The sequence below is a fragment of the Sulfuricella denitrificans skB26 genome (assembly GCF_000297055.2).
Lineage (GTDB): Bacteria > Pseudomonadota > Gammaproteobacteria > Burkholderiales > Sulfuricellaceae > Sulfuricella > Sulfuricella denitrificans.
The window spans coordinates 1,879,303-1,892,386 of record NC_022357.1 but is presented as its reverse complement, the minus strand read 5'-3'; the positions used below and the strand labels follow the sequence as shown (position 1 = coordinate 1,892,386).

12 protein-coding genes are annotated in these 13,084 nt (G+C 56.4%); 2 read left to right on the top strand and 10 right to left on the bottom strand.

Translation table 11 applies throughout. The features are described from left to right. Positions 1–49 precede the first annotated feature (49 nt). Positions 50–616, top strand: coding sequence for a dCTP deaminase (dcd, locus tag SCD_RS09245; RefSeq protein WP_009204872.1), 567 nt, complete (start codon positions 50–52; stop codon positions 614–616). Positions 617–715: 99 nt separating this feature from the next. Beyond that, positions 716–2,962, top strand: a complete 2,247-nt coding sequence (locus SCD_RS09240) for an arginine/lysine/ornithine decarboxylase (protein WP_009204871.1) — start codon at positions 716–718, stop codon at positions 2,960–2,962. Between the two features lie 62 nt (positions 2,963–3,024). Here SCD_RS09240 and SCD_RS09235 read toward each other — a convergent pair whose 3' ends face one another. The 10 genes from SCD_RS09235 to SCD_RS09190 form a co-directional block, all read right to left on the bottom strand. Further along, on the bottom strand, positions 3,025–3,843 hold the full coding sequence (locus SCD_RS09235; RefSeq protein WP_009204870.1) for a metal-dependent hydrolase: 819 nt from the start codon (positions 3,841–3,843) through the stop codon (positions 3,025–3,027). Between the two features lie 16 nt (positions 3,844–3,859). Then, positions 3,860–4,351 carry a dihydrofolate reductase gene (locus tag SCD_RS09230; RefSeq protein ID WP_009204869.1) on the bottom strand — a complete coding sequence of 164 codons (492 nt, stop codon included), beginning with the start codon at positions 4,349–4,351 and terminating at the stop codon, positions 3,860–3,862. A 13-nt stretch (positions 4,352–4,364) separates the two neighbouring features. Then, on the bottom strand, positions 4,365–5,588 hold the full coding sequence (locus SCD_RS09225; protein WP_009204868.1) for a methyl-accepting chemotaxis protein: 1,224 nt from the start codon (positions 5,586–5,588) through the stop codon (positions 4,365–4,367). A gap of 130 nt (positions 5,589–5,718) precedes the next feature. Further along, the gene (locus tag SCD_RS09220) at positions 5,719–6,513 is read right to left on the bottom strand and encodes a thymidylate synthase (RefSeq protein ID WP_009204867.1); all 795 of its coding nucleotides are present in this window, start codon (positions 6,511–6,513) and stop codon (positions 5,719–5,721) included. Positions 6,514–6,635: 122 nt separating this feature from the next. Then, positions 6,636–9,122 (bottom strand): EAL domain-containing protein, encoded by a 2,487-nt coding sequence (locus tag SCD_RS09215; RefSeq protein WP_009204866.1) that lies wholly within the window; start codon positions 9,120–9,122, stop codon positions 6,636–6,638. Continuing rightward, complete coding sequence (locus tag SCD_RS09210; protein WP_009204865.1) at positions 9,119–9,586, bottom strand: response regulator; 468 nt, start codon at positions 9,584–9,586, stop codon at positions 9,119–9,121. The genes SCD_RS09215 and SCD_RS09210 overlap by 4 nt, the downstream gene beginning before the upstream one ends. Continuing rightward, a complete protein-coding gene (locus SCD_RS15725) occupies positions 9,583–11,115 on the bottom strand; it encodes a sensor histidine kinase (RefSeq protein ID WP_009204864.1) in 1,533 nt (510 codons plus the stop codon). The genes SCD_RS09210 and SCD_RS15725 overlap by 4 nt, the downstream gene beginning before the upstream one ends. Positions 11,116–11,261: 146 nt before the next feature. Next, positions 11,262–11,993, bottom strand: coding sequence for an arginyltransferase (locus tag SCD_RS09200; RefSeq protein ID WP_009204863.1), 732 nt, complete (start codon positions 11,991–11,993; stop codon positions 11,262–11,264). Next, positions 11,990–12,673, bottom strand: a complete 684-nt coding sequence (gene aat / locus SCD_RS09195) for a leucyl/phenylalanyl-tRNA--protein transferase (RefSeq protein WP_009204862.1) — start codon at positions 12,671–12,673, stop codon at positions 11,990–11,992. Before aat ends, SCD_RS09200 begins: the two co-directional genes overlap by 4 nt. After that, positions 12,670–13,059 (bottom strand): DUF302 domain-containing protein, encoded by a 390-nt coding sequence (locus tag SCD_RS09190; RefSeq protein WP_009204861.1) that lies wholly within the window; start codon positions 13,057–13,059, stop codon positions 12,670–12,672. Before SCD_RS09190 ends, aat begins: the two co-directional genes overlap by 4 nt. Between the last annotated feature and the right edge of the window lie 25 nt (positions 13,060–13,084).

The following is a 13,084-nucleotide window of genomic DNA, read 5'->3' as shown; positions in this document are numbered from 1 at the left end:
CTGGCCGCTTTAACTGGTGACTGGCTGTTGATAGCTGAAGGCTGGATTTATGAGCATAAAGTCGGACAAGTGGATTCGCCGCATGGCGGAACAGCACGGAATGATCGAACCCTACGAGCCGGGGCAGGTGAGGAGCGTTGACGGCAAAAAAATTGTCTCTTACGGCACTTCCAGCTATGGCTACGATATTCGCTGCTCGGATGAATTCAAGCTATTCACCAACATCAACTCCACTATCGTCGATCCCAAGAATTTCGACCCCAATTCGTTCGTCGACGTCAAAAGCGATGTCTGCATTATCCCGCCCAATTCATTTGTTCTCGCGCGTACCCTGGAATATTTCCGCATCCCGCGCAGCGTGCTGACGATCTGCCTGGGCAAGTCCACCTATGCACGGTGCGGCATCATCGTCAACGTGACGCCATTCGAGCCGGAGTGGGAAGGTTACGTGACCCTGGAGTTCTCCAATACCACGCCGCTGCCCGCCAAGATTTACGCCAATGAGGGCGTGGCCCAGGTGCTGTTTTTTGAGTCGGACGAGGTTTGCGAAACCTCATACAAGGACCGTGGCGGCAAGTATCAGGGCCAGCACGGCGTGACTTTGCCAAAAATCTGATCTGGTGAGGAGTGAGGAGTAAGGAGTAAGGAGTAAAGCCACCGCTTGGTTTTGCCTTGACTCCTTACTCCTCACTCCTTACTCCTCACAGGAGTTTCCATGCGATTCCGTTTCCCCGTAGTCATCATCGATGAAGATTTCCGCTCCGAGAATGCGAGCGGTATTGGCGTGCGTGTGCTGGTCAAGGCGATTGAGGAAGAAGGCCTGGAAGTGTTGGGTGCTACCAGTTACGGTGACCTGACTTCCTTTGCGCAGCAGCAGAGCCGCGCCTCGACGTTTATTCTTTCGATCGACGATGAAGAATTCTCCACGCCTGAACTGGCGGAGCAGGCAGTTGAGCAGATTCGTGCCTTCGTGGTGGAAATCCGCCGCCGAAATGCGGATATTCCTATTTTTCTGTACGGCGAGACCCGTACTTCGCGCCATATTCCCAACGACGTGCTGAAGGAGTTGCACGGCTTTATTCATATGTTCGAGGATACGCCGGAGTTCATTGCGCGCTATGTGGTGCGGGAAGCAAAGGACTATCTGGACTCCCTGGCCCCCCCTTTTTTTCGGGCGCTGACTCATTATGCCGCCGACGGTTCCTACTCCTGGCACTGCCCTGGCCACTCGGGTGGTGTCGCCTTTCTCAAGAGTCCGGTGGGACAGATGTTCCACCAGTTCTTCGGCGAGAATTTGCTGCGCGCAGACGTGTGCAATGCGGTGGACGAACTCGGCCAATTGCTTGACCATACCGGCCCGGTTGCGGCCAGCGAGCGTAACGCTGCGCGCATTTTCAATGCAGACCATCTGTTTTTTGTCACCAACGGCACTTCCACTTCCAACAAGATGGTATGGCATTCCACGGTTGCACCGGGGGATGTGGTGGTGGTGGATCGCAACTGCCACAAATCGATATTGCACGCGATTATCATGACGGGTGCGGTGCCGGTTTTCCTTACCCCTACCCGCAACCATTACGGCATCATCGGGCCGATTCCGCTGGAAGAATTCAAGCCGGAGAATATCCGCAAGAAGATCGAGGCCAATCCTTTCGCGCGTGGGGTAAAAACCAAGCCACGGGTGCTCACTCTCACCCAGAGCACCTATGACGGGATTATCTACAACGTGGAAACCCTCAAGGAAATGCTGGACGGGGAGATTGACACCCTGCATTTCGACGAGGCATGGCTACCTCACGCCACTTTCCATGATTTCTACCAGGGCATGCACGCCATCGGCAAGGACCGTCCGCGCTGCAAGGACTCGATGATTTTTGCTACCCAATCCACCCACAAGATGCTGGCGGGGCTGTCCCAGGCATCGCAGATCCTGATTCAGGATTCCGAGACTCGCAAGCTGGATCGTGACGTATTCAACGAGGCCTACCTGATGCATACCTCCACCAGCCCGCAATACGCCATCATCGCATCCTGCGATGTGGCGGCGGCGATGATGGAACCGCCCGGCGGTACCGCGCTGGTGGAAGAGTCTATTCTCGAAGCCCTGGATTTTCGCCGAGCCATGCGCAAGGTGGATGCGGAATTCGGTGATTCCTGGTGGTTCAAGGTATGGGGGCCGGAGCACCTCGCCGAAGAGGGCATGGGCGAGCGAGACGACTGGATGTTGCGCCAGGGTGAACGCTGGCACGGCTTCGGCAACCTCGCACCGGGATTCAACATGTTGGACCCGATCAAGTCCACCGTCATCACGCCAGGACTGGATGTGGACGGGGATTTCGCCGACTCGGGCATTCCTGCAGCCATTGTCACCAAGTACCTGGCAGAGCACGGCGTGATCGTGGAAAAAACCAGCCTTTACTCCTTCTTTATCATGTTCACCATCGGCATTACCAAGGGTCGCTGGAACACCATGCTGACCGCGTTGCAGCAGTTCAAGGACGACTACGATCGCAACCAGCCGCTGTGGCGCGTGCTGCCCGAATTCGTCGCCAAGAATCCGCGCTACGAGCGGATGGGCCTGAGGGAACTGAGCGATAGCATCCACGGCATCTACAAGGCCAACGACGTGGCGCGTCTGACTACCGAGATGTATCTGTCCGACATGGTGCCGGCGATGAAACCGACCGATGCCTTCGCCCGCATGGCGCACAGGGAGATCGACCGGGTCGAGATCGACGACCTGGCCGGGCGCGTGACCAGCGTGTTGCTGACTCCCTATCCACCCGGTATTCCCTTGCTGATTCCCGGTGAACGTTTCAATGAGACCATCGTTCGTTATTTGAAATTCGCCCGTGAATTTAACGAGAAATTTCCTGGCTTTGAGACCGATATACACGGTCTGGTGAAGGAAGAACTGAATGGGAAGTCACGTTATTATGTGGATTGCGTGAAGTCTCTCTAGCGCAGGCTGTGCCAATGAAAAACGGGCGCTCTTGGCGCCCGTTTTTCATTGGCACATATGCCTCATAATTTGAGCGTCTCGCCCACTTTCATTTCATGTAGTCTGGACTTGCCACCCAGCTTCTTCAACGCCTTGGCAAAGTTTCCCACTGTTCCATCCAGCACCGGGAAGGTGCCGAAATGCATCGGTACGACCATGCCCGGTTTGACCAGCCGAACGGCTTCTGCAGCGCGCTCAGGCCCCATGGTGAAATGGCCGCCGATGCAGGCGAGCATTACGTCCACTTTGCCGAATTGACGAATCAGGGTCATGTCGTTGAACACGTCGGTGTCGCCGGTGTGGTAGATAGTCGGGCCATTTTTTACCGTAATCAGGAAGCCGCCAGGGTTACCGCCGTCGTGGATGTCCTTGTCAGCGCTGCCGTCGGGTGCCATCACCGTGGAGCTATGAATGGCCGGGATGAAAGCGATTTTCACCTCGCCATCGAGTAGCGTTAGCTCGCCGCCGAAGTTGCCCATGGTGTCGAACCCCATCTGCTTTTCCGGGTAACCGCCGTACTGGGCGATCGCCTTGCCCAGGTCGAAGGTGCTGACCAGCCTGGCGCCGGTTTTTCTGGCAATTTCCGCGCTGTTGCCGACATGGTCGAAGTGACCGTGAGTGATCAGGATCAAGTCGGCTTTTTCCAGCTTCGCCAAATCATCCTTGCCATTCTGGTTGGCCGGGTTGGTGAGCCAAGGGTCGATTAGCAATACCTTGCCGGCAGGGGTGGTGAGTTTGAAGGCGGCATGGCCGTACCAGGTGAGTTCGGCCTGGCCGGAGGCGATGGCGCTCAGGGGAATTTGCAGGAGCAGGAACACAAACAATGGGCGGAAAAATTTCATGCTTTATCCTTAAGCGTTAAGGTTTTTTATCATAGATCAAAAAATCGCATTCCAGCCCGCTTTCGGATTTGCAGGCCTTGCGTTCTGCTTCCCGCCACAGGTTCGTGTCGAACTCGGGGAACCACGCATCCCCCGAAAAATCCGCCTTGATTTCAGTAAGGTAAATCCGATCGGCAACATCCAGTGCCTGGCGGTAGAGATTTTCTCCGCCGATGAAAAAAATTTCGTCATCGTTATTGCAGGCGGCGACAGCCTCCGCAATAGAATTCGCCACAAGGCAGCCGGGCACCTGCAAATCCTGCGAACGGGTGATGACCACGCTGGTTCGACCGGGAAGTGGTCTGCCCAGTGATTCGTAGGTTTTGCGTCCCATCAGGATGTGATGGCCGAGGGTAAGGGCTTTGAAATGCTTCAGATCTTCGGGCAGGCGCCAAGGCAGGGTGTTGGCTATGCCGATAACCCGATTTCTCGCCATTGCAGCGATGATGGAAATGCGTGGATGCCCCATGTTCTCGCCAACGTTACACCCTGAAGCGTTTCGCCATTTCCTGCGCCGTGATGGCCAGTTGTTCCATGTGCTGGGCAGCCGCAGTGTTTTCCTGGGTGGCAGTCATGTTTTCTTCGGCCATTTGAGCGATTTTCTCGATATGCTGGGCAATGTCGTGGCTGGCCGCCTTTTGTTGGTTCACTGACATGGCTATATTGCTGATGCCTTCCGCGCTCTCTGACATAGATTGATTGGCGTCGCTCAGAACGATGGCTACGTTCTCCAGGTAATCCTGGCTGGTTTGCAAGGACTTTTTGCCATCCTGGATCGCTTGTTCCACGGTGGCAGATTGCGCACTGAGCGTCATGGTGACCTGGTCGATCTGGCTTGCGGATTGCGCCGATTTCTCTGCCAGCTTGCGCACCTCATCGGCCACCACGGCAAAGCCGCGGCCCTGCTCGCCGGCGCGGGCAGCCTCGATGGCTGCGTTGAGCGCGAGCAGGTTGGTCTGTTCGGCAATATCCTTGACCTGCCGTGTCATGTTGGTGATGGCCTCGGTGCTGCGAACGAATTCCGATACCGATTCGGCGATGGCTTCCACGGATGATTCCACAGTGGAAATTTCCCCAATCAATTCGGACAGCGATTCGTTGCCTTTTTCAATATGCTCCAGCCCTTGCCGGGAAATCTGGTTTACATGGTCGGTATTTTCCGCCACGGAAGCGATGCTGACAGCCATCTCTTCGACTGTGGCCGCTGTGGCCGAGGCTGCCTCGCTTTGCTCGTTCGAACGGGAAGCGACCTGGTTTGCCGAGGAAGAAAGCCTGGTGGCGGCGCTGTAACTTTCATTCATGAGTTCGCTAATGCGAGTAATCATGCCGCCGAGATTGTTGCGGAGTTGCTCTGCGCTGACTGCGATTTGCCCGATCTCATCCTCGGTAGGGTGCGAAATAGTCGCTGTGAAATCGCCATCGGCCAGTTTCTTCAAGTCATGAACCAGTTGGTTGGCGGGAGTGACAATGTATTTGTTCACCAGCACCATGAAGGCAATGAACGCCATGATTATTGCTGCTGCCATCAAACCGAGGCTAATGAGGATGCCGTTCTGGGCGCTTTCTATGGCTTTTTTGTTTTCAATTAGTTGAATATCACCCCAGGCCATCCACAGGCCGAATAGCGCTGCGGCGATCAGCAACACCGTGCCGGTTCCCGAAATCATAAAGAGTTTGTTGCGAATGCTGTGCTTGATCCAATGCATGTTATATAGCCTCCTGGTGGATAAGCGAAGTTATTATTATTTTGTGGGCACTAATAGAAGATATTTATACCATAATCCGGGCTGCGATATAGCACAATTATTCTGCTCCTGGTTCGAGAAGTTTCATTGATTATACTGCCACTGGCGCCTTGATGGCAGGGTGTGGGTCATAGCCCGCCAGTGTGAAATCCTCGAATTTGAAGTCGAAAATATTCTTCACATCTGGATTGAGCTTCATCGCTGGAAGCGTGCGTGGCTGACGTGCGAGCTGCTCGCGGGTCTGCTCGAGGTGGTTGAGGTAAATATGTGCATCGCCCAGGGTGTGGACGAAATCGCCCGGCTTGAGGCCGCACACCTGCGCCACCATCAGGGTGAGCAGTGCATAGGAGGCGATGTTGAACGGCACGCCGAGGAATATATCAGCGCTGCGCTGATAGAGCTGGCAGGACAGCTTGCCGTCCGCCACGTAGAACTGGAAGAAGGCGTGGCAGGGGGGCAGCTTCATCTTGTCAACGTCGGCCACGTTCCAGGCGGAGACGATCAGGCGACGGGAATCCGGGGTGTTTTTGATCTGTTCCACCACCTGTGAAATCTGGTCGATGTGGCGGCCATCCGGAGTCGGCCAGGAGCGCCACTGGTAACCATACACCGGACCGAGATTGCCGTTTTCATCAGCCCATTCATCCCAGATTCGGACGCCGTTATCCTTGAGGTATTTGATGTTGGTGTCGCCCTGCAGGAACCACAGCAGCTCGTGGATGATGGACTTGAGATGGCACTTCTTGGTAGTGACCAGGGGAAAACCTTGTGACAGGTCAAAACGCATCTGGTGGCCGAACACGCTGACTGTGCCAGTGCCGGTACGGTCACTTTTCTGGTGGCCGTGGTCGAGTACGTGCTGCATTAAATCGAGGTATTGGCGCATGGAATTTATGTATATGTGGTGTTGCTGATTTAAATGCTGGGTTAACTGCTTCCCGTTGCTGAATCCAGGCTGATTTTACACCAGCTTTCGTGGGAATAATCTGGTACAGATGAACCTTGATGTTATGAGCTTGTATCCAGGGTTTTACCTTGTCGTAGCAACTGGGCAAACTCTTCCGATGGGAGCGGTTTGCTGAAATAATATCCTTGCATGCCGGTGCATTTCTGGGTGTTCAGGAAGGCGAGTTGCTCGGGGGTTTCCACTCCTTCCGCGATGACCTTGATGCCCAGTGCGCTGGCCATCGCGATGATGGCCGCGGCGATGGCGGAGTCGTCCTTGTCGTGCGGAATGTCGCGGACGAAGGACTGGTCGATTTTCAGGGTCTCGATCGGGAAACGCTTGAGGTAGCTCAAGCTGGAATAGCCGGTGCCGAAATCGTCGAGTGAGAAGCTGATGCCGAGCTCCTTCAGCTGCTGCATGATGCTGATTGTGGCGTTAACGTCGTGCATCAGCATGCTTTCTGTGATTTCGAGTTCGAGAAAGCGCGACTCCAGCCCAGTATCGGCAAGCGCTTGGGCAACAATTGCGGTGATGTCCCGTTGGCAGAACTGGCGCGCCGATAGGTTGACGGCCACCCGCAATGGGGGGAGTCCCTCGTCCTGCCAGGCTTTATTCTGGCGGCAGGCTTCACGCAGCACCCAGGCGCCGATCAGGCTGATCTGGCCGGTTTCCTCGGCCAGTGGGATGAAAACCATCGGCGAAACCATGCCATGTTGTGGATGGCGCCAGCGTGCCAACGCTTCCATGCCGATAATTTCACCACTGGCGAGATCCACCTGGGGCTGGTAATGCAGCTCGAGCTCGTCGCGCGCGATTGCGTCATGCAGCGCGCTGGCCATGGCCAGGTTTTCCAGTGCCTTGATATTCATTTCGCTGGAGTAAAACTGGTAGGAGTTACCACCCAAAGCCTGGCTGCGATCCATGGCAGTAAGCGCAGCTTGCAGCAAGCCATCCGCGTTTTCACTGTCGGTGGGATAGAGGGCGATGCCGGCGCTGAAGGTGACAAACAGCTTGTGACCACCCACCGTGAGTGGGAAGTTTTCAAAGTGGTCAAGCACCTTTTGCGCCAGTCGGGCTGCGTCCTCACTGTGGGCAACATCGCTGAACAAGAGTGCGAATTCGTCACCGCCGGGGTGGGCTACCGTGTCGCCTTCACGCACCAGTCCGGTCAGTTGCTCGGCAACCATCTGTAGCGCCAGATCCCCCACCTCGTGTCCGAGGGATTCGGTGATGTTCTTGAAGCGGTCCAGGTCGAGGAAGACCAGAGCCGCCAGACGGTCATGTCGTTTCGCCTCGATCAAGCTCTGCTGCAGACGGTCGGCGAGCAGGTTGCGGTTGGGCAGGCCAGTGAGCGCATGGTGGTTGGCGAGATAAATCAGTTCGGCTTCGTGGCGCTTGCGTTCGGAGATGTCGCGTACGACGGTGGAAAAAAATTCCGGTGTTTCGTTTTTCCCCCGGTGGGCAATGATTACCTGGGACACCGGGATTTCCCTGCCATCGCGTGTGAGAAAGGCAGTTTCACCGCTCCAGGTTCCCTCGCGCATCGCGGTCGGGATGGCCTCAGCGTGAATGATGTCCATTGCCCAGCGGGGATGATAATCCTCTATGCGGGTGGATGAAATATCTTCATCCTTCGGTATTCCCATCATATTTCGCCCGCCGCAGTTCAAATATGTAACCCGGCCATCCATATCGGCGATGCTGATGAAGTCGCTGGTGGCCTCGATAATGGCGGTGAGCTGGGCGCTGGAAGCTTCGGCCAGTTTGCGTGAAGTGATATCGCGGGTGACGCCGAGCACGGCCGGGCCATCTTCCATTTCCAGAGACACGGCGTGGGCTTCCAGCCAGTGATGCCCACCCTTGAGAGCGCTGATTTCGAATTCCAGCGTGCCATGCCCCCCCTTGATTACTTGTGCGTTCAGTGCCAGATACGCCTTCCGGTATTCAGGCAAGATCAAGTCTGACATATTTTTTCCTAATATCTCTTTGGGGGAGTTCGCTTCCACCAGCGCCAGTCCAGCTGCATTGATGTAGCGCAGCTTTCCGTCCGCCCCGACGATTTTGACGCACTCCGGTTCTGCTTCGATGATGGCATGCAACATCGAATCGCTCTTGCGTAGCTCAGCCTCGGTTTTGAGTAACCTCTGCTTGTGTATGATCTGCTCCAGTACCGAACGCACCCGCGATGGCAGCCAGCCGTAGTGTTTGGGCGATTTGAGCACGTAGTCGTCCAGCCCCCCTTTCATCGCCTCCACTGCGATTTCTTCGGAGCCGGTGCCGGTAAACATCATCACCGGGCAATTCGGCCATTTTGACTTGGCCGCCCGCAGTATGATCAGCCCATCGCTCCAGCATAACTGGTAGTCGGTGATGATCAGGTCGAAGTTGCCGTATTCCAGCGCCTGGTTGAATCCTTCCTGTTCGGTGATTTCGGTGACATGCAGGGCGGGAAACTCCCGGCCCAGTTCGCGGATCAGCAGGGTGCGGTCGTCCGGGTTATCGTCGACCAGAAGAATATTCAGTGGGCCAGAGGTCATGTTTGTCATCATGCGTTTTCTGCCTGTGCAAGGTCTGAGTGTTCGTTCATTATCATCCAGTACAGTCCCAGTGCCTTGACCAGTTGCATCAGATTGTCGAAAGCGACCGGTTTCACCAGGTAGGAGTTGATACCCAGATCGTAGGCACGATTGACGTCGGATCTTTCTCGCGAGGAGGTCAGCGCCACCACCGGCACCCGCTTCAGACTGGTCTGCGATCTCATCCAGGCCAGCACTTCCAGCCCGGACATGCGCGGCAGCTTGAAGTCGAGCAAAACCAGCGCGGGCAGCGGGTAAGATTCCCGGTCGGCGTATTTGCCGCTGCCGGCGAGATAGTCCTGCGCCGCTTCGCCGTCACCCACTATCTGCAGCGGGTTGGCCAGCTTGCACTTGCGGTAGGCGCGCTGGAACAGCAAGACATCGTTGGTATCATCCTCCACCAGCAGGATGGTTTGCAGGGAACTGTTTGCTTTCATGGGTTTTCCGTACTCGGTGGTTTGCCTAACTCTACCCAAAATCGGCTGCCTTTGCCAACCATCGCTTCGACACCCGCTTCGCCGCCCATGCGCTCTGCCCCTTTGCGCACAATAGCGAGCCCGATGCCGGTGCCGGGATAGGTTTCAACCCCGTGCAACCGCTCGAATACCCGGAAGATGCGCTTCTGATGTTCTGGAGAAATTCCGATACCGTTATCCGCCACCCACAGGCGCACCCGCTCGCCGCGTTCCTCGGTCCATACTTCCACGCTCGGCCGAGTGCCCGAGGGGACGAATTTGATCGCGTTGCCGAGCAGATTGCTGATGATCTGGGCCAGAGTGGGGGCATGTCCAATTACCTCAGACAAAGAGGGCGCTACCGTGATCTGCGCCCCGGATTGCTTGATCTCGACGTCGAGCTGATCCAGCGCTTCCATAACTGCGCCGGTCAGGCTCACCGGCTTAATCTCTATGTCGGCGCGGGCCAGCTGACTGTAGGCCAGCAGGTCCTGGATCAGGGTGTCCATGCGCTGGGCAGAGGTAACAATACGTTGAATATAATCCAGCCCAGTGGAACCGAGCTTGGCGCCGTAATCTTCCTCCAGGGCCTGAGCGAATCCCTGCATGGCGCGCAGCGGTGCGCGAAGGTCGTGCGAAACCGAATAGCTGAAGGCTTCCAGTTCCCGGTTGGTGGCCTCGAGGTCAGCGGTGCGAACCTCAACCATTTTTTCCAGATGATCTCGGTAGGTTGCGAGTTCAAGTGCAGTCTTTTTGCGTTCGGTAATGTCGTGGAAGAAAATGGAAAGGCCCTCTTTGGAAGGGTAGATGCGATTTTCGAACCAGCGCTCCCAGGGTGGATAATAGGCTTCCAGCTCGATGGGCGTCTGTTCCGCCATGGCTTTGTGATAGGCATGGTAGAAAGGCTGGCCCACCCCCTCCGGAAACTCGGTCCAGATGTGCTTGCCGATCAGTGTTTCCGGTTTGTGGCCAAAAAATTCGCCAGCTTTGGCATTGACGTAGGTGTAGTGCCAGTCGGCATCCAGCGACACGAACGCATCAGAGATATTTTCCAGAATGCTAGTGATGCGCCGCTGGGCTTGTTCAAGCTCGGCGGTGCGTTTCGTTACCGCTTTTTCCAGCTTTGTGCGCGCTGTTCGTTCAGTTTTGTGGCGGTACAGGGCGATTTCGATGGCAAGCTGGATTTCCCTGGGGCTGCTAGGTTTGAGCAGATAGGCGTAGGGCTCGGTTACCTGGGCGCGCTGGAAGAAGGCATCGTCGGCGTAGGCCGTCAGGTAGAGCACCGGAATGTCACAGGACTCGCGGATTTTGTTCGCGGCTTCTATCCCGTCCATTTTTCCGGGCAGCACAATATCCATCAGCACCAGATCGGGGGGTGATGCTTGTGTCTGCTTAACGGCCTCTTCCCCATTGCTGACCAGGGCTGCGATCTGGTAGCCGCAGTCGATGAGTTGCAGTTTGAGGGCTTCCGCCATCAAGGGGCCATCTTCGACGATGAGGATAGAGGTCATCTTGTCCTTAAGCTTGAACTTTCATCGGATCAAAACTAGCCATGATTATGCGACTGCAAAGGTTTTTTTGGGATGCAGGCGGAGTATGGTTACCCATATTTCACAGAATACACTGCTGGAACTGGCTTTGCCGTATTTGCGTCGGCTCAGAGCGATGCAGGTAGGGTTTGCCAGTTGTCCTGAATGTAGCCTTGTAGCGGTTGGTAGTTGATCTTGTAGGCCATTTTTCGGCTGTGTTCGATCCAGTAGCCGAGGTACAGATAAGGCAATTCAAGTTCACGGCACAGCGTAGCCTGCCACAGGATGTTGTATGTGCCAAAGCTGGCGCGGGGCAGGTCTGGATCGTAGAAAGTATACACCGATGAGAGGCCGTCATTCACCCTGTCGATCAGGCTGACCATACGCAAAGCATCCCCCTCGCGAAATTCGACCAGATAGGTGGTGGCGTGGCTTTGCAGCAGGAAACGCTCGTACTGCTCCCGGTCGTCCTGATCCATGCCGCCGCCGGCATGCCGCGATGCCTGGTACCGCCGGTAGAGGTCGTGATGTTCGGGGTCGTAGACCAGTTCTCGCACCGCAGCGGTCATGGTGGAATGAGCTTTCCAGGCGCGCCGCTGAGCGCGGTTGCGTTCGAATTCATCGACCGCCAGCCGTACTGGGACACAGGACTGGCACTGGCTGCATTGCGGCCGATAGTTGTAGGCGCCGCTACGGCGGAATCCGAGACGGATCAGCTCGCTGTAAACCGTGCTGTCGACCAGCTCGTTGGGTGTGGCCACCAGCGAGCGTGCCATCCGTCCCGGCAGGTAGCTGCACGGGTAGGCGGAGGTCAGGTAGAACTGCAGCTCGCGCGTGGAAAAGTCATTCAGCAAATTCATGGTCGGTGCCAATGTCCGATATCTTCGGGAAAGTTTACCAGTTCCGTCAACTTTTGGCTGAATTCGGCGCGTGGGATCTCGCGCGCGCCGAGCGAGGCGAGGTGCGCGGTTTTCATCTGGCAGTCGATCATGCCGTAGCCCCAGCTGTCGAGCTGTCTGACCAGATGGACGAAGGCGATTTTGGAGGCGTCGGTGGCGAGGCTGAACATGGATTCACCGTAGAACATCCTGCCCAGGCTGATGCCGTACAGCCCGCCGACGAGCTTGCCATTCATCCAGGTTTCGACCGAGTGTGCCAGGCCTTGCCGGTGCAGTTCGGTGTAGGCGGCGACCATGGCGGGAGATATCCAGGTGCCGCTGTGGCCGTCGCGCGGTGCAGCGCAGGCTTGCATGACTTGGCGGAAGGCGGTGTCGATGCGGATTTCGCAGGTTTGATTCTTCAGGGTCTTGCGCAGCGAGCGGGAAACTTTAAGTTCGCCGGGAAACAGCACCATGCGGGGATCCGGACTCCACCACAGGATAGGCTCGCCGGGATTGAACCAGGGGAAAATACCGCGCGAGTAGGCCTCAATCAGCCGTTGCGGGGAAAGATCGCCGCCCGCCGCCAGCAAGCCGTTGGGCTCGCGGAGGGCGGAAGAAAGCGGCGGAAAGGGTGCGTCGTTATCGATCCAGGGGATCACGCCTTGAGGCTGTCGCGCACCCGTTCGAGCCGGCCTTTCACTTCTGCCGCCAGTTCTTCGATGCCAGGCTTGTCTACCAGTTTCAGCACCGCGGAGGGATCCATGAAGGCGACCACAATCTTGCCGTCGGCTTCTTCGCGCACCACCACGTTGCACGGCAGCAGCAGGCCGATATCGGGGTCTGCTTCGATGGCGCGGTGCGCCAGCGGCGGGTTGCAGGCGCCAAGGATGCGGTAGGGGCGGCCATCGATGTTGAGTTTGGCCTTCATGGTGGCTTGCACGTCGATGTCGGTGAGGACGCCGAAGCCTTCCACTTTCAGAGCGTCGATGGTTTTTGTAACGACTGCGTCGAAAGAGCCTTTTACTTCTGTGCTGAATCCGTACATGAAAGATCTCCTGGTAAATTAGAAA

Excerpts from the sequence above, each read along its gene's own strand:
- dcd (WP_009204872.1), top strand. The coding sequence starts at position 50 with ATGAGCATAAAGTCGGACAAGTGGATTCGCCGCATGGCGGAACAGCAC.
- SCD_RS09240 (WP_009204871.1), top strand. The coding sequence starts at position 716 with ATGCGATTCCGTTTCCCCGTAGTCATCATCGATGAAGATTTCCGCTCC.
- SCD_RS09235 (WP_009204870.1), bottom strand. The coding sequence starts at position 3,843 with ATGAAATTTTTCCGCCCATTGTTTGTGTTCCTGCTCCTGCAAATTCCC.
- SCD_RS09230 (WP_009204869.1), bottom strand. The coding sequence starts at position 4,351 with ATGGGGCATCCACGCATTTCCATCATCGCTGCAATGGCGAGAAATCGG.
- SCD_RS09225 (WP_009204868.1), bottom strand. The coding sequence starts at position 5,588 with ATGCATTGGATCAAGCACAGCATTCGCAACAAACTCTTTATGATTTCG.
- SCD_RS09220 (WP_009204867.1), bottom strand. The coding sequence starts at position 6,513 with ATGCGCCAATACCTCGATTTAATGCAGCACGTACTCGACCACGGCCAC.
- SCD_RS09215 (WP_009204866.1), bottom strand. The coding sequence starts at position 9,122 with ATGATGACAAACATGACCTCTGGCCCACTGAATATTCTTCTGGTCGAC.
- SCD_RS09210 (WP_009204865.1), bottom strand. The coding sequence starts at position 9,586 with ATGAAAGCAAACAGTTCCCTGCAAACCATCCTGCTGGTGGAGGATGAT.
- SCD_RS15725 (WP_009204864.1), bottom strand. The coding sequence starts at position 11,115 with ATGACCTCTATCCTCATCGTCGAAGATGGCCCCTTGATGGCGGAAGCC.
- SCD_RS09200 (WP_009204863.1), bottom strand. The coding sequence starts at position 11,993 with ATGAATTTGCTGAATGACTTTTCCACGCGCGAGCTGCAGTTCTACCTG.
- SCD_RS09190 (WP_009204861.1), bottom strand. The coding sequence starts at position 13,059 with ATGTACGGATTCAGCACAGAAGTAAAAGGCTCTTTCGACGCAGTCGTT.